The following is a 19,642-nucleotide window of genomic DNA, read 5'->3' as shown; positions in this document are numbered from 1 at the left end:
CTTCGTAGCCGCTCATCCGGTGCCGACCGCACTCATTTGATCCTCCGACTCGATCACCCATCTGTCCAGAGGGAGTCACAGATGAGCGACGTGAGGAACACCACGGTTTCCGTGTTTTCCTGCGCTTCTTTGCGTCCACATTGAGTTCAACTTGAGATCTTTTTGCCCTCACCCGTCCATGCGGGGCCCACGTACCACCCAGGCGCCGGGGAGACATGAGACGATGGCCACTCCGGCAAGGTCATCGAGCGAGACCGACCCGTAACCTACGGTTCCGTAGGTACGATGCGGTGCATGACTGCGTCCGCCCCCGCCGCGCTCTCCTCCCTGTCACAACAGGTCAAGCCCAAGCTGCGCGGCTGGCTGCACCTGGGCATGTTCCCGGCCGTACTCATCGCGGGACTCGTCCTCACCGCCCTCGCGGACTCACCGCGCGGCCGGATCGCCTGCGGGATCTACGCCCTGACGGCCTGCCTGCTGTTCGGCGTCAGCGCGCTGTACCACCGGGGCGACTGGAGCCCGCGCATGGACGGCATCCTGCGCAGACTCGACCACGCCAACATCTTCCTGATCATCGCCGGCACCTACACGCCCCTGACCATGCTGCTCCTGCCCGGAGCGAAGGGGCAGTGGCTGCTGTGGGGCATCTGGGGCGCGGCGGCCGCGGGCATCGTCTTCCGGGTGTTCTGGGTCGGCGCCCCGCGCTGGCTGTACACGCCCTGCTACATAGCGATGGGCTGGGCGGCGGTCTTCTTCCTGCCCGACTTCATGCGCACCGGCGGCATCGCCGTGCTGGTCCTGGTGATCGTGGGCGGCCTGCTCTACAGCGCGGGCGGCGTGATCTACGGCATCAAGCGCCCCAACCCGTCCCCGCGCTACTTCGGCTTCCACGAGGTCTTCCACTCCCTCACGCTGGCCGCGTTCGTCGTCCACTACGTGGGGATCTCCCTGGTGGCGTACCAGCACGCGTAGCTCCCCCACCCCTCCTCCGAGTGGCCACGGCTCCCCAGCCGTGGCCACTTTTTCATGCCCTGACATCGACTCCCCATTGACAGTCCCTCGATTTTGAGAGCTACTCTCATTTCATGGCTACTGTCACTCATACCGAAGAGACACGTCTCGACCCCCGCCGTTGGTGGGCGCTGGGCGCCCTGGTCGCGAGCATGCTGGTGCTCGGCTTCGACACCACGATCCTCAACGTGGCGCTGCCGACCATGGCCGAGCAGCTCGGCGCCACCACCAGCCAGCAGCAGTGGATGGCCGACGCGTACGTCGTCGTCTTCGCCTCGCTGATGCTCCCGGCCGGACTGCTCGGCGACCGCTTCGGCCGCCGCCGGATGCTCGTCACCGGTCTGGTGATCTTCCTGGGCGGCTCGGTGATCGGCGCCCTCGCCGGCGACGTGAACTGGGTGATCGCCGCCCGCACCGTGATGGGCGTCGGCGCGGCCCTGGTCATGCCGCTGGCGATGTCCGTGCTGCCCTCGCTGTTCGGCCCGGCCGAGCGCACCCGTGCCGTCGGCATCGTCTCCGCCGCCTCGGCGCTCGGTCTGCCGCTCGGCCCGATCATCGGCGGCTGGCTGCTCAACCACTTCTGGTGGGGCTCGGTCTTCCTGATCAACGTGCCGATGGTCGCCATCGGCGTCGCCGCCTGCGTCTTCCTGCTCCCGGAGACCAGCGACCCCGCCTCCCCGAAGGTCGACGTCCTGTCCACCGTGCTCACCGCGACCGGCCTCGGCGCCCTGATCTACGCGATCATCGAGGCCCCCGACCGCGGCTGGGGCGACCCGCTGGTCCTGGCCCTGTTCGCCCTCGCCGTGGTCCTCGTCGGGGCCCTGGTGCTGCGCGAACGCCAGGTCGAGCGCCCCATGCTCGACATGGCGCTGCTCACCCACCGCGGCTTCCTGCTGAACGCGTCCGCGGCGACCCTGGTGATGTTCGTGCTCTCCGGCCTGATGTTCGTGCTGCCGCCCTACCTCCAGGCGGTCCTCGGCAACGACGCCTTCGGCACCGGCCTGCGCATGCTGCCCATGATGGGCGGCCTGATCATCGCCGCGCGGGCCGCGCAGCCGCTCGTCGAACGCTTCGGGGCCCGGGCCGTGGTCGCCGCGGGCCTGGTCGTCCTCGCCTTCGCCGCCCTCCTCGGCAGCCGTACGACCGTCCACGACGGCTACGGCTTCACCGCGCTGTGGCTCTCCGTCGCGGGCCTCGGCTTCGGCTTCTCCGTCGTCCCCTCGATGGACGGCGCGCTCGCCGCCCTGCCCGCGGACCGGGCCGGCAGCGGCTCCGGGCTGCTGATGACCCTGCGCCAGGTCGGCGGCGCCATCGGCATCGCCCTGCTCGGCAGCCTGCTGGCCGGCGCCTTCCGCGACCGCCTGGACATCACCGGCCTGCCCGCCCCGCTCGGCCACACCGCCGGCGAGTCCGTCGTCGCCGCCCACCTGGTCGCCGGGAAGACCGGCTCGACCCACCTCGTCGCCTCGGCGAACGCCTCGTACGTCCACGGCATGGGCCTGGTCCTGTTGGTCTGCGGCATCGCCGCACTCGCCACCGCGCTGCCGGCCGCCGCGCTCCTGCCCAACGCCCCGACCGACCGCCGTACCGAGGGGAACGAGTCCCCGGCCGTGGCCTCCGCCACCGCCGATGCCGGACAATGACCAGCATGACGGCACCAGACACCTCCCTCTCCGCCGCCGACAACCCCCGGCTCGGCCTGCGCGAACGGAAGAAGATCAAGACCCGCGAGGCCATCCGCTCCGCGACCTACGCACTGGTCGAGGAGCAGGGCTACGACGCCACGACGATCGAGCAGATCGCCGAGCGGGCCGAGGTGTCACCGTCGACCGTCTTCCGGTACTTCCCGACCAAGGAGGACATCGTCCTCACCGACGAGTACGACCCGCTCATGGTGGAGGAGCTCCGGTCCCGGCCCGGCGACGAGCCGTGGCCGGACTCCCTCCGCCATGTGATGCGCCGGGCGGTCCAGCTGGGCATGAAGGAACCCCTCCGGGTCTCCCGGCTCCGCACCCGGCTGATGGCCGAGGTCCCGGCGGTCCGTTCCCGGATGATGGAGAGCATGTCGGAGACCGGCCGCATGCTCTGCCGGGCCATCGGCGAGCGCACCGGCCGGGACCCGCAGAGCCTGGAGGTCCGGGTCTACGCGATGTCGATCATCGGCGGGCTCATGGAGACCTCGATGTACTGGGCGGAGAACGAGCACGAGGACGACTTCGAGTCCCTCGTCGACCGCGCCCTGAACGTCATCGAGCACGGCCTGCCCACCGAAAACCCCTGAGGTCACGGCCGTCGCCCATGCCATCCTGACCAGGTGAACGCTTCCGAGATCCACGTCGAAGTCGCCCCCGAGCTGGCCCTGTTCGTCCCGCACGCCCGGCGCGCCGGCACCCACCCGCTCGCCGTCGACGGCGTCTCGACGCTCGGCCACGTCATCGAGTCCCTCGGCGTCCCCCTCACCGAGGTGGGCGCCCTGCTGGTGGACGGCCGCGAAGTCCCCGTCGCCCACATCCCGGCGCACGGCGAGCGGGTGACCGTACGCCCGGTCACCCGCCCCCAGCCCGTCCCCGGCGCCCCGCTCCGCTTCCTCCTCGACGTCCACCTCGGCACCCTCGCCCGCCGTCTCCGCCTCCTCGGCGTCGACACCGCCTACGAGTCCACCGACATCGGCGACCCCGCCCTCGCGACCCGCTCGGCGACGGAGAAGCGCGTGATGCTCAGCCGCGACCGGGGCCTGCTGCGCCGCCGCGAACTCTGGGCCGGCGCCTACGTCTACAGCACCGCCCCCGACGACCAACTCCACGACATCCTCGACCGCTTCCGCCCCGAACTGCGCCCTTGGACCCGCTGCACGGCCTGCAACGGCCTGCTGGAGAAAGCCACCAAGGAGCAGGTCGCCGACCAGCTGAAGGGCGGCACGGAACGCTCGTACGACGTCTTCGCCCAGTGCACGGAGTGCGGCCGCGCCTACTGGAAGGGCGCGCACCACGACCAACTGGAAGCAATCGTGGAACGCGCCCTCACCTTCCAACGCCCCTGACCTTTCAACGCCCCTTCCTGGAGCGCCCCGTCAGGGGCGGCCGACTACCGCACGTCAGCCCGCTCGCACACCACTCCGTCCCGATTCCGGTCAAGCCCCAGCGGATCGTCCTTCCCGTTCACCTTCAACCGCCCGTACTGGTTCGTCTTCAACCACGCACACCGCGCCGCCGCCGTCTTCTTCACGGAACTCGGAAACGCCGTAGGCACACACACGTTCACCGACCCGTAGTGCCGGTCGCACCCGGAGATCGTCGTACTCACCGGCTGCGAGGCCCGCTTCTTCCCCGCCCCCGAGGTCTCCCCCGAAAGGGCGTCCGCGAAGGAGTGGACGTGCGCCGAGGCGTCCCCGAGCGCGGCCGGCCCCTGCAGATGCACCCACTTGGCCACCGACGGCACCCCGTTCGCGTCGACCGCGAACAGCATGTACCACCCGGGCGGCGCCAGATTCGGGTTGCTGGTGACGTTGAGGTCGACGTTGTTGCCGTCGACGGACAACGGCAGGTCCACGAACCGCTGGTTCGGATCGGACGAGTGCGTGACCGCCGCCGGACGGATCAGCTCCGCCTTGGCGATGGGCCGGTCGACGGTGATCCGCTGGGTGTCGCCGTACTTCCACTCCTGGTTGATGACGGAAGTGATCGTCGGCCGGGTGCCCTTGTACAGGTAGGGCGGCGAGTAGATCGACACGTTGTGGTTCCAGGTGCCGTTGCCGGGGTTGTCGCCGGTGGCCATCACCCGCCCGTCGGGCAGCAGGAACGCCGAGGAGTGGTACCCCCGGGCCTCCGGGTCCGCGGCCACGGAGTCGAACGCGTTCGTGTCCGGGTCGTAGAGCGACGACTCGTACACCGGATCGGCCCGGTTGTGCAGCGCGCCGCCCGTCTCCAGCACGTTGCCGTCCGGCAGCAGGACCGCGGAGACGTACATCTTGCCCTGGTTCCCGGTCTCGGCCACCTTGCCGTTCCCCAGGTCCACCGTGCCCTGCGGCAGCGGCGGCCCGGCGACGTACGACGGGTTCGCGGCCTTGAGGTCGATGACGTCCGTCAGCCGGTTCGCGTCCGGGTTGGAGTCGATGTTGCCGCCGCCCAGGGTGAGCACCTTCTGGTCCTGCGCCGGAGGCAGCAGCACGCTCGCCGACTGGTCGCGCTCGTCCTTGTTCTGGAGCCCGGGGATCTGGGTGACGGTGTTGGCGTCGTAGTCGTAGATCGCGGAGCCGGTCCCGGGGATGTTGTTGCCGAAGACATGGCTGCCGGAGTAGAAGAGCCGCCCGTCCTGCATCAGGATCATCGACGGGTACAGCCCCCAGTACGACCAGGTCTGGTGCACGTCCCCCAGGCCCAGCCACTCCTGCTGGGCGTCGGACCAGTACTCCGCCGTCACCGACCCCGAGGAGTCCTCCCGCAGCCCGCCGAAGGAGATGACGTCACCGTTGCCCAGTTCGGTCGCCGACGGGTACCAGTGGCCGTCGTTCAGGTCGTTGGTCTTGCTGTAGGTCTCGGTGACCGGATCGAAGATGTACGAGTCCTTGTATCCCTCGTAGCCGTGCCCGCCGGCGACCGGATAGGCCTTGTTGCCGCTCATCACGAGCACCCGGCCGTCCTGCAGCTGCACATGCCCGGAGCAGAACATGTCCTTCGGCGTCGGGATCACCTTGTAGGTGCCGTTCGCCGGGTCGTACACCGCGCTGGTGAAGCTCCCCGCCGCGAAGTTCTCCTCGCTGTTGCCGGAGCCCGCGATCAGCAGCACCTTGCCGTTGTTGAGGACGACGGAGTGCATGGAACGGACCGGGTTCTGGGTCGGGAGGACCTCCCAACTGCCGTCCGCGCACTGGGTGGTGGTGCCCGTGCACGAGGCCGGCGGCACGACGTCGGGCACCTGGTCCATCGCGTAGTCGTCCGTCGTCACCGAGCCCGTGCCGTAGACCGAGACACCCCAGGTGATGCGGTCGGTACCGGCGGGCACCTCGGGGGTGCGGACCGTCGCCTGGGTGTACGCGGACGCCATGTCGAGGGTCTTGAGGTCGGTCCAGTACTGCCAGCCGGCCGTCGTGTCGTGCCGGAACAGCGTGACGGCGGTGTCCGGGGTCGTCGACTTGTACCAGAGCGAGAGGTCGTACTGCTTGCCCGCCGTGACGACGGGCGCGCAGTCGGTCGACTCGGTGATCAGGGCCTTGCGGTCGCCGTCGACCCGGCGGGTCAGCGTCACCTTCATCGCGGCGGAGCCGGAGTGGGCGTCGGCGACGGTCGCGAAGTCGAAGTCGTTGTCGCCCCAGCCGGACTTCTCCCAGCAGTACGGCATGCCGTCCGTACCCGTCGTCTCGAAGCCCGGGTTCTTCACGAGGTTGGCGGCCTCGGCGGACTGCGGTGCGGTGAGCAGCAGTCCGGCGGTCAGGGCGCCCACCCCGACCAGTGCCGTCCTTCTTCGGTACGGTTTCACGCGGCTCTCCTTGCGTCCTTCTTGCGTCGCGGCAGGTACACCAGCGCCTCGGTCCCCACGAAGCGCAGGACGAACGTCGTCACCAGCGCCAGCGCGGTCGCGGGCAGCGCCCCCATCCCGAACCGGCCGACGAACAGGGCGATCAGCGGGATGCGCAGCACCAGGTCGGCGTTGGCGAGCAGCGCGAACCGGCCGGCCCGGTCCCACCAGCGGCGATGGGCCCGCCGGTCGCGGAACAGCAGATGTTCGATGAGGACGAAGTTCCAGGCGACGCCGAGCTGGTTGGCGAGGATCTCGGCGGGGACGTAGTGCAGGCCGAGGGCGGTCAGCGCCCACAGCCCGACGAGGTTCGGCACGAAGCCGCTCAGGCCGATCAGCCCGAAGCCGATCATGCGGGCGGCCGGCGAGGCGGTGCGCAGCCCGGCCAGATGGCGCAGGAAGCGCAGGCCCTCCTGTGCGGTCGACTTGGACTCCCCGGCGAACCGGTCCTGGAAGACGAAGGGGACCTCGGCGACGTCACGGGGCCGGCTCCGTACCGCCAGCTCAAGCAGGATCTTGTAGCCCAGCGGCTTCAGCGCGTCCGCCGTGACCACGCTCCGCCGGATCGCGAAGAAGCCGCTCATCGGGTCGCTGATGCCGTGCAGCCGGCGCGGGAAGAGGGACTTGGTCAGCCAGGTCGCCCCGCGCGAGACGGCGACCCGGTAGCTGCCGGCGAGCCCGGCCCGGCTGCCGCCCTTGATGTACCGGGAGGCGACGACGAGCCCGGCGTTGCTCCGCTCCCCTGTGGCCACCAGCTCCGGTACCAGGGACGGCGGATGCTGGCAGTCGCCGTCCATGACCACGATCCAGTCGGAGGTGGCGGCCTTCAGCCCCTCCACCACCGCGCCGCCGAGTCCGCCCACCGCTTCCTCCCGGTGCAGCACGGCCACCGGGAACGGGCAGTCCTGCGCGGCCTCGCGGATGACCTCGGGGGTGTCGTCGGTGGAGTCGTCGACGAAGACGACCTCGCAGGGCAGCCGGGCGGGCACCGACTCGGTGATCTGGTGCAGCAGCTGCCGCACGTTCCCCGACTCGTTGAAGGTCGGTACGACGATGGTGACGGCGCCCGGCTCGGGAACCTCGGTGGCCTTCAGCCCCGGGACGGGGACGGTGTACTCGTGGCCGCTCATCGGACGCCCCCTGCGATCTGCCGGATCTCGATGCGGTCGGCACCGGTGCCGAAGACGGCGACCGGGGTGGAGTGCCGGAGCGCGGCCTTGACGTTGGGCAGGTCGCGGGCGTCCCGCCGTACCGTCGGCGAGGCGACCACGTAGTCGAGGTCGCGCCAGCCGTGCGGCAGGGTCTTGGTGACGGCCGGGTCGAGGTCGGCCTTGTAGAACCAGATGACGCCGAGGCCGGGCCGGTAGCCCTGGTGGACGAGGTCGAGCCAGAGCGCGTCGTCGACGAGGACGCGGGTGTCGGCGGGGTCGGCGACCTTGCTGCCGAGCCACTTCGAGGCCTGCCGGTAGGGCGCGTTGGCGTCGGCGGTGACGGCGGTGTGGTCTCCGTCGTACCACTTCGGTACGACGTATGCGCCGGCGGCGAGGGCGAGTACGACGGCCAGCGCGTACCGGCCGTAGGTCAGGGCCCGCTTCTCGCTCTCGGCACGCCACCTGCGCAGGGTGGCGTGGGCGACGGACGCGGTGGCGCCGGCGAGGACGAGGGCCAGGAAGGGCAGCGCGCCGATGATGTACATCGCGGGCAGATAGCCGTTCGGGCGCATGGCGACGGCGGTCAGGATGACCACGGCGAGGGCCGGTCCGGCGAGGGCGCGGGCGGTGACCGACCAGCGGTGCACGACGATCAGGAGCAGGGCTCCGGCGAGGCCGCCGACGGGCAGCACGTGGTCGTAGTACAGCCAGGAGTGCAGCACTCCGTACGAGCCGGAGGTGGTGTCCAGGATGAAGCCCGAACCGGGCCGGGACATCTGGTACTTGGCGCCGTCCCAGAGGGAGACATGGCCGGCGCCCGGCAGCAACTCGCCCTTGAGGAGGGCGAACAGGGGGTAGGAGAGGCCCGCCAGGGTGCATGCCGTGATGGCGCCGGTGAGGGCGAACTTGCGGGTGTCGGCATGGCCGTGGCGCCACATGGTGACCAGCAGGGCGGGGAGGACGACGAGCATCGTCTCCTTGGTCAACACCCCCGCGGCCGCGGCGAGTCCGGCGCCGAAGTGGTGCCAGAGATGGCGGCTGGGCGAGGCGGCGAGGCAGAAGGCCAGCAGCAGCCACATCACGGCGATGTTGTCGAGGAAGATCTCGCGTTGCAGGACGACCGCGAGCGGCGAGAGTCCGAAGAGGGCCATGCCGAGTCCGGCCGCCCAGCGGGGCAGCGAGAGGCGGCGGCCGAGGACGTAGACGAGGACCGCGCTGGCGCCGCTGACCAGGAGCATCGCCACGCGCATCGAGCCGACGGTCATCAGGGAGGGGTCGAGGGCGGAGGGTATCCAGGTGAGCAGGGCTATCTGGATCCAGCCGAGCGGCGGGTGGTCGTACCAGTAGGTGTAGTGGGCCAGGCCCCGGCCCTCCTGGACGGCCCAGGCCTGGGCGAGGTAGGTGCCCTCGTCGTCGCTGAGGGTGGGGTAGTCGGCGATGTTCCAGCCCTGGACGACGAGGATCACGACCAGCAGGACCCCGCACAGGAGCAGGTCCGGGCGGGAGGAGCGGAGCCGGAGCGGCGGGGACGTTCGACCGGTCGGACCTGTTGTGGGCACAGGTCGGTGCTGCGCGGGGACCTTGGGAGCGGTCACCGCGGGAAGGGTGGAGGTCACGCAGGAACGTCCTCTCGGATCGTCTCGGCCGCGGTGAGGTGCGCGCCGACGTGAGTGGTCAACTCCCAGTCGTTCCGGCCGCGTTGCTCACGCCACACTGCGCGGATCGCTGCTCCGGCGAGGAGGACCTGGTAGAAGGGGCCGCCGACGACGAGCTTCACGTAGTGCACGAAGCGGACGCGCAGCCCGTACTGCTTGCCGAAGTCGTGCAGCCCGACCACCTCGAAGACGAAGGTGACGGCGGCGGTGACCAGCGGCAGGAAGGTGAGGAAGGCGATCCCGACGGGGACGTCGAGGAAGAGGGCGACCGCCGCGTTGAGCGGGATGATCACGCCGGAGAAGGCCTGCAGGAACGGTGTCATCAGGGTGTAGCGGGCGAGCAACCGCTGGCCGAAGCCCGGGAGTTGCTTCCAGTCCTGCTTCCGGTAGACCTGCAGGAAGCCCTGGTTCCAGCGGGTGCGCTGCTTGAGCAGGGACATCAGGGAGCCCGGGGTCTCCTCCCGGGTCACCATGTCGGAGTCGTAGGCGACGACGACCTTCTTGCCGACGGACGAGAGGCGTACGCCCAGGTCGCAGTCCTCGGCCAGGCAGTCGGGGTCCCAGCCGTCGGCCTCCCTGAGCACGGCCGTCCGTACGAAGACGGTGTTGCCGCCGAGCGGGATGAACCCCTTCTGCGCGTGCAGGTGGAGCCGGGAGCGGAACCAGAAGAAGTACTCCAGGCAGTTGCGCAGGCTGTACCAGCTGGAGTGGAAGTTGATGAGCTGGACGCCGCCCTGGACGACATCGGCCTCCGTGGTGCGGAAGGCGTGGTCGACGTGGGCGAGGAGCTCCGGGTGGACCTGGTCCTCGGCGTCGAAGACCCCGACGACGTCGCCGCGGCAGTGCGGCAGCGCCGTGTTCATGGCCTTCGGCTTGTTCTTCTTCTCGTGGGTGTCGACGACGACCCGGACGCGCGGGTCGCGCTCGGCGGCCCGCTCCGCGACCGCCGTGGTCTCGGGGTCGTCGTGGCCGACGATGACGATGATCTCGAAGTCGGTGTGGCTGGACTCCAGCAGTCGCTGGATGGTGTGGTCGAGCACGGCCTGTTCGTGCCGCGCGGGCAGCAGCAGCGAGAACGACAGGTGTTCGTCGCCGTCGGGTCTGCCGAACCGGGTGGAGGCCAGCACTTCGGGCGTACGCCACGCGTGCATCTGCCACCAGAGAGTGAAGGCAGCCATCCAGAACAAGGCCAGTGAAACGGCAGCGATGAAGACAGACGTCAGCAAGGAAAGATCCCCCCAGATCCCAAAGCCCCCTGTACGCGACGCTGAGTCACACCCGTCGCGCATCTGTGGAGAGCCTAGGGGGGTTCTGTGAAGCAGGGGAGCCGTTCCGATAAATAGCATGTTTCGGAACGGCACTGCCGTAAGCGGTATCTATCCGAACAGACGCACAATTCCGACCGTCTGTTCACCTGTCAGGTCTGCCCCCTTCGCCTTCAGCTCTGAAGGGCCGCCTTCAGCCGCTCCGGGTCGGTGGTCGGGGCGTCGCAGGTGAAGTGGCGGCAGACGTACGCGGCCGCCGCGCCGTCGACGAGCGGCCGGCCCGCCAGCAGCGGGAACTCGTCACTCTCCGGAGTCCCCACGGCCACGACCGCGCCCGGGGCGGTTGCGAGAAGTGCCGTGCGGTGCAGGGCGGTGGTGTTGCGGTCGTCCGCCCCGGGCCCGACGATCGCGACCTCGCGCGGTCCGTCGAGCAGCGCCTCGGCGACGGCGAGCCCCCATCCGACGAAGCGCGGCACCCGCGGGCCCAGCGTCTTCACGACCCCCAACGCCCGTTCCGCCGCGGTGCGGTGCGGCTCGGCACCGGTGTGGGCCGCGTAGCCCAGCAGGGCCCCCGCGGCGGCGGTCCAGCCGGAGGGGGTGGCGTTGTCGGTCGGGTCCTGGGGGCGGCGGATGAGCCGCTCGGCGTCGGCCGCGGTGTCGTAGAGGGCACCGCTCTCCGGGTCGGTGAAGCGGGTGAGCACATGGTCGAGCAGCAGCCCGGCGAACTCCAGCCAGACCCCCTCACCGGTCACGGACGCGAGCGCGAGGAAGCCCTCGGCCACGTCGCCGTAGTCCTCCAGCACGCCGGAGTTGGCCCCGACCCGGCCGTCGCGGCTGGTGCGGGCGATCCGGGCGTGGTCGTCGAGATGCAGGCGTACGAGGAGATCGGCGGCGCCGAGGGCGGCCTCGACCAGGTCGGGCCGGTCGAAGTAGGCGCCGGTCTCGGCGAGCGCGGCGATGGCGAGGCCGTTCCAGGCGGCGACCACCTTGTCGTCCCGGCCGGGGGCGGGGCGCCGCGCCCGTGCGGCCAGCAGCCGCTGCCTGACCGACTCGACCTTCCCGGCGTCGAACACATTCTCCTGCTGCGGGAGTTGCAGAACGGACTGGCCGTGCTCGAAGGTGCCCTCCGCGGTGACGCCGAAGTACCGGGCGGCGAGGTCCGCGTCCTCGCCGAGGACCTCGCCGAGCTGGGCGGGCGTCCAGACGTAGTACGCCCCCTCGACGTGCGCGCCGGACCCGTCGTCGCTGTCCGCGTCGAGGGCGGAGGCGAACCCGCCCTGGTCGGTGCGGAGTTCGCGGACCATGAAGTCGGCGGTCTCCAGCGCGACCCGGCGGGCCGGCTCCGACCCGGTGGCCCGCCACAGGTGGGCGTAGACCCGGCACAGCAGGGCGTTGTCGTACAGCATCTTCTCGAAGTGCGGCACGACCCAGTCGCGGTCGACGGAGTAGCGGGCGAAGCCGCCGCCGAGCTGGTCGTAGAGGCCGCCGCGGGCCATCCGTTCGCAGGTGTCGGCGGCCATCTGCAGCGCGCCCTCGGCACCGGTGCGGGCGTGGTGGCGCAGCAGGAACTCGAGGACCATGGACGGCGGGAACTTGGGGGCGCCGCCGAATCCGCCGCGCTGCGCGTCGTACTCGCGGGTGAGCCCGAGCAGTGCCTGGGAGAGTTCCTGCTCGCCGGGCGGCCCGTCGCCCTGGTGGCTGAGCTCCCGCTGGGAGAGGTCCCGGACGATCTTCCCGGCGACGTCGGCGACCTCGTCCCGCCGGTCGGTCCAGGCGGCCCGGACGCCCTCCAGGACCTGCCGGAAGGAGGGCATGCCGTGGCGGGGGGCGGGCGGGAAGTAGGTGCCGAAGTAGAAGGGTTCGGCGTCGGGCGTGAGGAAGACGGTCATGGGCCAGCCGCCCTGGCCGGTGGCGGCCTGCACGGCCTCCATGTAGACGGCGTCGACGTCGGGCCGTTCCTCGCGGTCGACCTTGACGCTGACGAAGTGCTCGTTGAGGTAGTCGGCGGTGGCGCGGTCCTCGAAGGACTCGTGGGCCATCACATGGCACCAGTGGCAGGAGCTGTATCCGACGCTCAGCAGAACGGGCTTGTTCGCGGTCCGCGCGGCCTCGAAGGCTTCGGCCGACCAGGGCCACCAGTCGACGGGGTTGTCGGCGTGCTGGAGGAGGTACGGGGACGTCTCATGGGCCAGTCGGTTCACCCTCCCACTCTCCCACGGGGTCCGGGGCCGCATAGAAGCGCAGGTCGACCCGGCGCGCCCCGTCGGGGGCCGTCTCGCCGGGGTGGCCGTACCGGTCGAGGAGTTCCTGGTAGCCGCGGACGAAGGCGTGGAGTTCGTCCTTGGTCATCCAGGTGCCGGCGCGCCGGACCTGGGCCCAGCCCTCCGGTCCCCGGTACTCCTGGTGGGCGCGGCGGAAGAGCCGGGTGTCCAGCTCGATCTTCAGCAGGGCGAGTTGCTCGGCCGCCGCGTACTCCTCCGGGGCCATCGTGGCCGGGTCGGGGGTGGTGTGCCTGAACGGCAGGCTCCGCCACCAGCGTTCCCGGCCGCCCGACTTCTCCGGGATCTCCTCGATGAGCTTCTGCTCGGCGAGTTTGCGCAGGTGGTAGCTGGTGGTGCCGGAGCTTTCGCCGAGTTCGCGGGCGAGCACCGTGGAGTTGGCCTCGCCGTGTCGGCCGAGGTAGTCGAGGATCCGGCGGCGCAGCGGGTTGCCGAGTGACTTGTAGAGGGCGGTGCGTTCGACGCTGGTCATCTCGGACGTGCCGTCGGTCATGGATCCACCGTAACCCTGAGAACCCTGAGACATCCCCGATGTCTGCCGAATTTTCTTTGCAGAATTTTCTCTGCGGTCTAGCGTGGGGGCATGCGGAAGGACCGCGGCGGGACGGAACAAGACGGGGGCTGATCGCGTTGCAAAGGTCGACTACGACGAAGGCGCGGCTGATGAAGCGGACGAAGCGGTGGGCCCTGATCCTGCTCGGCTCGTCCTCCGTGCTGCTCGTGCCGTGGATGGTGGTGCTCGCGCTGACGCTGCCCGCCAAGACCGAGGTGCACAACTGGTCCCTGGCCTGGATAGGCCTGGACGTGCTGATGGCGCTCGGCTGCGCGACAACCGCCTTACTGGGGTTGCGCGGTGATCCCAGGGCCCGCCTGACCGCTTCCGCCACGGCCTCGGTGGCGGTCCTGGACGCGTGGTTCGACATCACGACCTCGGCGGTGGGCACGGAGCTGCTGGAAGCCCTGGCGAGCGCGGTCGCGGAGGCGGGACTCGCGGCGGCCTGTGTGTTCCTTGCGCTGTCCAAGGGCTGGGTCCGCACCAATTCCTCACGCGCCACCTGATCGTCGCCCCCTCGCCATCGCGCCCCTTCACAAGGACACTCGTACACAACGGAGTTGCCGCTGGAGGGGGACGGGACATGCGGGACGCCCACCGGGCCGATGCCGATCGGCTGCTGGAACGGGCCGTGGAGGAGGAGGTCCGCCGTGCGGGCGGGCGCGTCGACGGGCAGGTGCTGCTGTCACGCGCGCGCGGCGGGCTGGAGGAGATGGAGCGGACGGCCGCCGAGGAGTACGAGGCCTACACCCACGCCCTGGACGCGTCGGAGGCGGGCCGGCAGAGCTTCGGCCAGCGGTACGCCCGGGACGGCGCGGGAACTCCGCTGCTGGTCGCGGCCGTCGCGGCGGTCGCCGCCACCGTGGCCGACCTCTCCCTGGGCACCGGTGCGGGCACCGCGCTCGGCGCGGGCGTGGCCGTCGGGGTGATCGGCGCGGCCGCCACGGTCGTCAAGGTCGCCGGTTCGCATCTGCCCGCCGCCCATCACCACGCCGGCGCGGCCGGTCAGCCCGGCGGTCCGGAGCAGCTGCGGCTGCAGTGGCTGACCGCGCTGGAGGTGCGGGGCATCCGCCCGTTCCTGGACCAGCAGCGGGTGCTCAGCGCGTCCACGGGGCCGAAGAAGCAGGCCCCAGGGCTGCGCGGCGCGGACAAGAGCGCGGCGGCCCGCAGGCGTACGGTGCTGCAGCAGTCCTTCGGCCAGCTCCCCGAATCGGACGGCCCGTTCGCCGGCCGGCATCAGGAACTGGCGCGGATCCGGCAGTGGGCGCAGGCGGCCCGGGCGACCACCGAGACCCGACCGACGGTCGTCGTCCTGTACGGGGAGCCGGGCTCCGGGCGTACGGCGCTCGCGGTCCGGGCCACCCACGAGCTGAAGGACCTCTTCCGGGGTGCGGTCGTGGTGGACCTGCGCGGGGACAGCCAAGGCGAGGCGCCGCTGCCCACCCGGGACGCCCTGCTGCATCTGCTCAACCGGCTGGGGGCGCCGCGCGAGCAGCTGCTGTTCCGTGAGCGTTCCTCCCCCGACCAGCAGCTCAAGCGGCTGAGCGAGCTGTACCACCAGCACCTCGCGGGCCTCGCCGTGACGATCGTGCTGGACGACGCCTCGGACTCCGACCAGGTGCGCACCCTGGTCCCGGAACGCTCCGACAGCCTGGTCCTGGTCACGGCCCGGGAGCAGCTGGACCTGCCGCTGGACCTGCCGGCCTGGGTGCACCAGCTGCCGGTCACCGCGCTGGACGCGGCGGGCGCGGAGGAGCTGCTGGACGCCTCGGCGCAGGACGTGTCGGGGCCGTACGACGCGCAGTCCGCGGACCGGATCCGGGAGCTGTGCGGCGGGCTGCCGCTGGCGCTGCGGGTCGCGGGCTCGTCGCTGGGCTCGCGCTCCCCGCTGCAGCTGGCCACGGATCTCGGCGCGTACGGCCCGGTGGGGCCGGTGGAGCGGGTGCTGTGGCTGCGGTACACCGACCAGTCGGACACCGGGCGCCGGCTGCTCAGAAGGCTGGCGCTGGCCGGGCGGGCCTCGCTGGGCGCGGCGGCCGCGGCCGCCCTGCTGGGCGCGGACGAGGCGGAGGCGACCCGCCAGCTGGTGACGCTCTCCCGGGCCGGCCTGATCGACCACGTCCGGGGCAGCCGCTACCGGCTGCACGACCTGGTCCGGTCCTTCGCGCAGGCCCGCCTGCTGGACGAGGAGGAGCCGGCCGACCGGACGGCGGCGCAGCAGCGGCTGATCGTGAACTACGCGGAGCTGGCCGACTCGGTGCTGCGGCTGGTGGACGGCAACATGTCGACCCGCTCGGACCGGTTCAGCCCGCACGGGTTCACCTCGCTCGACGAGGCGCTGCGCTGGCTGGACGACGAGTCGAGCTTCATCACGGCGGCGCTGCGGCACGCGGAGGGCGTCGACCAGGCGGCCGTGCAGAACCTGCTGGGCGCCCTGTGCGACTACTGCCTGCTCCGCGGTGACCTCTACCGGCTGGGTGAGATCAGCGAACTGGCCCAGGCTGTCGACCAGGGCCTCCTTGTGCGTTCGGTGCAGTGGCGGACGGGTATCGCGGCCCGTCAGCTGGGCGAGCTGGACAAGGCCCGCACCACCCTCACCTCGGTGGTCGACCTCTACCGGGAGGCGCACCACGACGCCGGCGTGGCACGTGCGCTGTGCTCGCTCGGGATCACCCTGCACCACCAGGGCAACCTCACCGAGGCGGCGGCCAAGCTGCAGGAGGCGCTGGATCTCCAGGCGGCGCCCGAGCTGGCGACCGACCGGGCGTGGACGATGCACGCGCTGGCGGCGGTGCAGCGCGACCGGGCCCGGCTGCCGGAGGCCATGGACCTGCTCACCCGCTCGCTGGTCCAGCACCGCGAGGGCGGTTCGGTGCACGGCGAGGCCTGGGCGCACTTCCAGCTCGGCCAGCTGGCGCTGCGGATGGGTGACGTACCGCGTGCCGAGCGGGAGCTGGGGGCCGCGCTGGAGCGTTACGGCCGGACCCGTGACGCCCGTGGCGAGGCCTGGGCGCTGACCCAGCTGGCCCGGGCCCGGCTGGTGGCCGGCGACGCGTCACCGGCGGTCGACGGGCTGCGGCAGGCGGCCGCCCGGCACCGGGAGAACGAGGACGCGCGCGGCGAGGCCTGGACGGTCTACTACCTGGGCCAGGCCCTGGAGGAGTCCGGGACCCTGGACCGGGCGGTCCGCGAGCTGGAACGCTCGCGGACGATGTTCTCCCGGATGCGGGACGTCTACGGGCTGGCCTGTGCCCGCCACCACTCGGCCCGGGTCACCCGGGACCAGCGGGCGGCCCAGACCGGTTCGCTGCGCAACTCCGGCTTCGCCCGGCAGCTCCTCGTCGACGCCCGCGCCGACTTCCAGCGCATCGGCGTCGTGCACGGCGAGGCCTGGACCTGCCTGGAGCTGGCGGTGGTCGACGCCGGCAACACGCGCACCCAGCAGGCTCTGGCCCTGTGCGACGAGGCGATCACCCTGTTCACGTCCTACGGCGACCGCCGCGGCGAGGACTGGGCGCGCTTCCTGCGCTGCACCCTGCTCCCCTACGCCGCGCCCGGCGGCGTGGAGGTGGGTACGGCCGTCGCCCAGGAGGACCTGGCCCAGCTCGCCCGGAACGCCCACCCGCTGCGCGACGAGAAGCTGACCGAGTACGTCACGGCGTACGGACTGCTCTTTGAGCGCGGGGTGAACCTGGAGGCGGGCTGGCAGGCCTGGCGGCTGGGCATGGTGCCCAGCCGGCACTCCCGTGAGGTGATGGGGGTGCCGGTGCCGGGCGGCGCGTGACGCCGGTCAGACCTTGGGATCGGCCGCCGGAGTCCCGGAGTCCGCCCTGGACTCCGGGGACGACTCCTTGAAGTCGACCTTCTGCATGTGCTTGTTCATGGACTTCATCAGCCCCCAGACCGCCACCGCCATCACCGCGAAGACGATGAAGCCGAGGACGCCGGGGGTGACCTTGTTCTCGTCGACCTCCTTGGCGAGGGGGACGAGGTGCGTCAGTGCCAGGCTTGCGCTCATGTCAGGCATTGTCGCGGATGCCCGCAAAGAGGTCGTCCTCGGGTAGGGAGGTGTCGACGAGCGACTTCGCGAGCTCGTACTCCTCGGTCGGCCAGACCTCCTTCTGCAGGTCCATCGGGACCTTGAACCAGCCGCCGTCGGGGTCGATCTGCGTGGCGTGGGCGATCAGCGCCTTGTCACGGATCTCGTAGAACTCCGCGCACGGGATGTGCGTGGTCAGGGTGCGCTCGGCGCGCTCGAACTCGTTCCACCGCTTCAGCCAGTCTCCGTACGGCGACTCCAGGCCGCGCTCCAGCATGGCGTTGTGCAGCGCCTCGGTGCGGGGGCGGTTGAAGCCCTGGTTGTAGTAGAGCTTCCGCGCCTGGTACACGGGGCCGAACTCGGCCTCGGGGTACTTCTCCGCGTCGGCCGCGCCCTCGAAGGCCACCATCGAGATCTTGTGGGTCATGATGTGGTCGGGGTGCGGGTAGCCGCCGTTCTCGTCGTAGGTGGTGATCACCTGCGGGCGGAACGCGCGGATCTTACGGACCAGCTCGCCGGCCGCCTTGTCGACGTCCTCCAGCGCGAAGCAGCCCTCGGGCAGCGGGGGCAGCGGGTCGCCCTCGGGCAGACCGGAGTCGACGAAGCCGAGCCACTCCTGCTTGACCCCGAGGATCTCGCGGGCCTCGTCCATCTCCTTCTTGCGTACCTCGTGGATGTGCTCCTCGATGTACTTGTCGCCCTGCAGCTTGGGATTGAGGATGGAGCCGCGCTCCCCGCCCGTGCAGGTCACGACCAGCACGTCCACCCCCTCGGACACGTACTTCGCCATGGTGGCCGCGCCCTTGCTCGACTCGTCGTCGGGGTGGGCGTGGACGGCCATCAGTCGCAGCTGGTCAGTCAAGACTCAATCCTTGGTAAGTCGGCGCCCCGGTAGCTCGGGGGCAATCGGCGGCTTCTATAGTGACCGAAGCGGGGGGCGAATAATTCCGGGGTCCGGGTCCGGGGTGGTTCTTGCCGGGAGGTCGATCATGAGTACCGCGAGTACGCGGCTGCCCGAGGGGCGCTACGGCGGCACCTCGGACGAGCGCGCCGACCGCAGGCTCAGGACCGCCGGTGTGATCCTGGGCGCCCTGTTCCTCGTCCTCGTCGGGTACTGGGCGTACCACTACGTCGTGGAGAGCAGGATCAGCGCGCAGGTCGTCACCTTCGACGCCTCCGCCGACGCCGTCAAGGTACATCTCGAGGTCCACAAGGACTCCGGCACCTCCGGCTACTGCACCCTGCGCTCCCAGGCGGCGGACGGCTCCGAGGTGGGCCGGGCGGACTTCCGCTTCACCGGTTCCGCGACCCAGATCGACAAGGTGGTCACGCTCCGTACGACGGCCCGGGGCACCACGGCGGAGCTGCTCGGCTGCCACGCCGACTGACGTCAGCCACAATACGTAGACGCTGACCTGCGTTGACGTGATTCTGATGGCTTATGTCCTCCCCCTTCCGCCGTTGAATTGTTAGGCTCGTGGTTTCGCCCTTCCGTGAAGGAACATGCTTCTGGGTAGGGCGATGCTTTGTATTCCCAGTACCGACGAGGAGCACCTGTGACCCAGACCAGCGAGAACGTCACCTGGCTGACCCAGGAGGCGTACAACCAGCTCAGGGCCGAGCTGGAGTACCTGTCTGGTCCTGCGCGCACGGACATCGCCGCCAAGATCGCGGCCGCGCGCGAGGAGGGCGACCTGCGCGAGAACGGCGGGTACCACGCGGCCAAGGAGGAGCAGGGCAAGCAGGAGCTCCGTGTGCGCCAGCTGACCCAGCTCCTGGAGAACGCCAAGGTCGGCGAGGCTCCGACCTCGGCGGACGGCGCCGTCGCGCCCGGCATGGTGGTGACCATCGCCTTCGACGGTGACGAGGACGACACCATGACGTTCCTCCTCGCCTCGCGCGAGTACGCCAGCGCCGACATCGAGACCTACTCCCCGCAGTCCCCCCTGGGCACCGGCGTGATCGGTCACAAGGTGGGCGAGGACGCGGAGTACGAGCTGCCGAACGGCAAGAAGGCCTCGGTGAAGATCCTCAAGGCCGAGCCGTACTCGGGCTGATCCCGACCGGCACGACAGCCGTCCGCCCCCGGTGTCCGCGTGACGCCGGGGGCCTTGTCGTGCCGCCGCCTCACCCATCAGGGGTGCGCATACTGCGATAAAATGCGACAACCGCCTC

Annotated in this window: 16 protein-coding genes; 8 read left to right on the top strand and 8 right to left on the bottom strand. The window is 70.6% G+C overall.

Annotated features, from left to right (window positions below; translation table 11 throughout):
• The first annotated feature begins 285 nt into the window (after positions 1–285).
• The 4 genes from ACFZDK_RS03545 to ACFZDK_RS03530 all read left to right on the top strand — a co-directional run bounded on the left by ACFZDK_RS03545 (position 286) and on the right by ACFZDK_RS03530 (position 4,051).
• Positions 286–972, top strand: a complete 687-nt coding sequence (locus ACFZDK_RS03545) for a hemolysin III family protein (protein WP_390969326.1) — start codon at positions 286–288, stop codon at positions 970–972.
• 113 nt (positions 973–1,085) lie between these two features.
• Complete coding sequence (locus ACFZDK_RS03540) at positions 1,086–2,654, top strand: DHA2 family efflux MFS transporter permease subunit (protein ID WP_390969324.1); 1,569 nt, start codon at positions 1,086–1,088, stop codon at positions 2,652–2,654.
• Complete coding sequence (locus tag ACFZDK_RS03535) at positions 2,651–3,292, top strand: TetR family transcriptional regulator (protein WP_390969322.1); 642 nt, start codon at positions 2,651–2,653, stop codon at positions 3,290–3,292. The genes ACFZDK_RS03540 and ACFZDK_RS03535 overlap by 4 nt, the downstream gene beginning before the upstream one ends.
• A 33-nt stretch (positions 3,293–3,325) precedes the next feature.
• Positions 3,326–4,051: a Mut7-C RNAse domain-containing protein gene (locus ACFZDK_RS03530; protein WP_390969320.1), complete on the top strand. Its 726-nt coding sequence runs from the start codon at positions 3,326–3,328 to the stop codon at positions 4,049–4,051.
• A gap of 44 nt (positions 4,052–4,095) precedes the next feature.
• Here the strand turns inward: ACFZDK_RS03530 and ACFZDK_RS03525 are convergent, their stop codons facing one another.
• The 6 genes from ACFZDK_RS03525 to ACFZDK_RS03500 form a co-directional block, all read right to left on the bottom strand.
• Positions 4,096–6,486, bottom strand: coding sequence for a galactose oxidase-like domain-containing protein (locus tag ACFZDK_RS03525; RefSeq protein ID WP_390969318.1), 2,391 nt, complete (start codon positions 6,484–6,486; stop codon positions 4,096–4,098).
• Complete coding sequence (locus ACFZDK_RS03520; protein WP_390969316.1) at positions 6,483–7,655, bottom strand: glycosyltransferase; 1,173 nt, start codon at positions 7,653–7,655, stop codon at positions 6,483–6,485. Before ACFZDK_RS03520 ends, ACFZDK_RS03525 begins: the two co-directional genes overlap by 4 nt.
• Entirely contained in the window at positions 7,652–9,292 is a 1,641-nt protein-coding gene (locus tag ACFZDK_RS03515; RefSeq protein ID WP_390969314.1) for a phospholipid carrier-dependent glycosyltransferase, read from the bottom strand. Before ACFZDK_RS03515 ends, ACFZDK_RS03520 begins: the two co-directional genes overlap by 4 nt.
• Positions 9,289–10,557 (bottom strand): glycosyltransferase, encoded by a 1,269-nt coding sequence (locus ACFZDK_RS03510; protein ID WP_390969312.1) that lies wholly within the window; start codon positions 10,555–10,557, stop codon positions 9,289–9,291. The genes ACFZDK_RS03515 and ACFZDK_RS03510 overlap by 4 nt, the downstream gene beginning before the upstream one ends.
• A gap of 212 nt (positions 10,558–10,769) precedes the next feature.
• Positions 10,770–12,797: a DUF255 domain-containing protein gene (locus ACFZDK_RS03505; RefSeq protein WP_390969310.1), complete on the bottom strand. Its 2,028-nt coding sequence runs from the start codon at positions 12,795–12,797 to the stop codon at positions 10,770–10,772.
• Positions 12,778–13,368 (bottom strand): helix-turn-helix domain-containing protein, encoded by a 591-nt coding sequence (locus ACFZDK_RS03500; protein ID WP_390969308.1) that lies wholly within the window; start codon positions 13,366–13,368, stop codon positions 12,778–12,780. Before ACFZDK_RS03500 ends, ACFZDK_RS03505 begins: the two co-directional genes overlap by 20 nt.
• Positions 13,369–13,538: 170 nt before the next feature.
• Here ACFZDK_RS03500 and ACFZDK_RS03495 point away from each other — a divergent pair, with 170 nt between their 5' ends.
• On the top strand, positions 13,539–13,934 hold the full coding sequence (locus tag ACFZDK_RS03495) for a hypothetical protein (RefSeq protein WP_390969306.1): 396 nt from the start codon (positions 13,539–13,541) through the stop codon (positions 13,932–13,934).
• 77 nt (positions 13,935–14,011) lie between these two features.
• Positions 14,012–17,212, top strand: a complete 3,201-nt coding sequence (locus ACFZDK_RS03490; RefSeq protein ID WP_390969304.1) for a tetratricopeptide repeat protein — start codon at positions 14,012–14,014, stop codon at positions 17,210–17,212.
• A gap of 6 nt (positions 17,213–17,218) precedes the next feature.
• On the opposite strand, the gene ACFZDK_RS03485 is transcribed toward ACFZDK_RS03490, so the two are convergent.
• Both ACFZDK_RS03485 and mca read right to left on the bottom strand, forming a co-directional pair.
• Positions 17,219–17,446: a hypothetical protein gene (locus ACFZDK_RS03485; protein ID WP_359222184.1), complete on the bottom strand. Its 228-nt coding sequence runs from the start codon at positions 17,444–17,446 to the stop codon at positions 17,219–17,221.
• 1 nt (position 17,447) lies between these two features.
• Positions 17,448–18,329, bottom strand: coding sequence for a mycothiol conjugate amidase Mca (gene mca / locus ACFZDK_RS03480; protein WP_390969302.1), 882 nt, complete (start codon positions 18,327–18,329; stop codon positions 17,448–17,450).
• 127 nt (positions 18,330–18,456) lie between these two features.
• Between mca and ACFZDK_RS03475 the strand changes: the two genes are divergently transcribed.
• Positions 18,457–18,855 (top strand): DUF4307 domain-containing protein, encoded by a 399-nt coding sequence (locus ACFZDK_RS03475; RefSeq protein ID WP_390969300.1) that lies wholly within the window; start codon positions 18,457–18,459, stop codon positions 18,853–18,855.
• Between the two features lie 168 nt (positions 18,856–19,023).
• Positions 19,024–19,524: a transcription elongation factor GreA gene (greA, locus tag ACFZDK_RS03470; protein ID WP_365687113.1), complete on the top strand. Its 501-nt coding sequence runs from the start codon at positions 19,024–19,026 to the stop codon at positions 19,522–19,524.
• The last annotated feature ends 118 nt before the right edge of the window (positions 19,525–19,642 follow it).

The sequence above is a fragment of the Streptomyces sp. NPDC007901 genome (assembly GCF_042959465.1).
In the GTDB taxonomy this organism is placed as follows: Bacteria; Actinomycetota; Actinomycetes; order Streptomycetales; family Streptomycetaceae; genus Streptomyces.
The sequence above is the reverse complement of the archived record's forward strand: the minus strand, read 5'-3'. Positions and strand labels throughout refer to the sequence as shown.

What these genes read in the sequence shown, in the direction of transcription:
- ACFZDK_RS03545 (WP_390969326.1), top strand. Translation starts at nt 286, where the DNA reads ATGCGGTGCATGACTGCGTCCGCCCCCGCCGCGCTCTCCTCCCTGTCA.
- ACFZDK_RS03540 (WP_390969324.1), top strand. Translation starts at nt 1,086, where the DNA reads ATGGCTACTGTCACTCATACCGAAGAGACACGTCTCGACCCCCGCCGT.
- ACFZDK_RS03535 (WP_390969322.1), top strand. Translation starts at nt 2,651, where the DNA reads ATGACCAGCATGACGGCACCAGACACCTCCCTCTCCGCCGCCGACAAC.
- ACFZDK_RS03520 (WP_390969316.1), bottom strand. Translation starts at nt 7,655, where the DNA reads ATGAGCGGCCACGAGTACACCGTCCCCGTCCCGGGGCTGAAGGCCACC.
- ACFZDK_RS03500 (WP_390969308.1), bottom strand. Translation starts at nt 13,368, where the DNA reads ATGACCGACGGCACGTCCGAGATGACCAGCGTCGAACGCACCGCCCTC.
- ACFZDK_RS03495 (WP_390969306.1), top strand. Translation starts at nt 13,539, where the DNA reads ATGAAGCGGACGAAGCGGTGGGCCCTGATCCTGCTCGGCTCGTCCTCC.
- ACFZDK_RS03490 (WP_390969304.1), top strand. Translation starts at nt 14,012, where the DNA reads ATGCGGGACGCCCACCGGGCCGATGCCGATCGGCTGCTGGAACGGGCC.
- ACFZDK_RS03485 (WP_359222184.1), bottom strand. Translation starts at nt 17,446, where the DNA reads ATGAGCGCAAGCCTGGCACTGACGCACCTCGTCCCCCTCGCCAAGGAG.
- ACFZDK_RS03475 (WP_390969300.1), top strand. Translation starts at nt 18,457, where the DNA reads ATGAGTACCGCGAGTACGCGGCTGCCCGAGGGGCGCTACGGCGGCACC.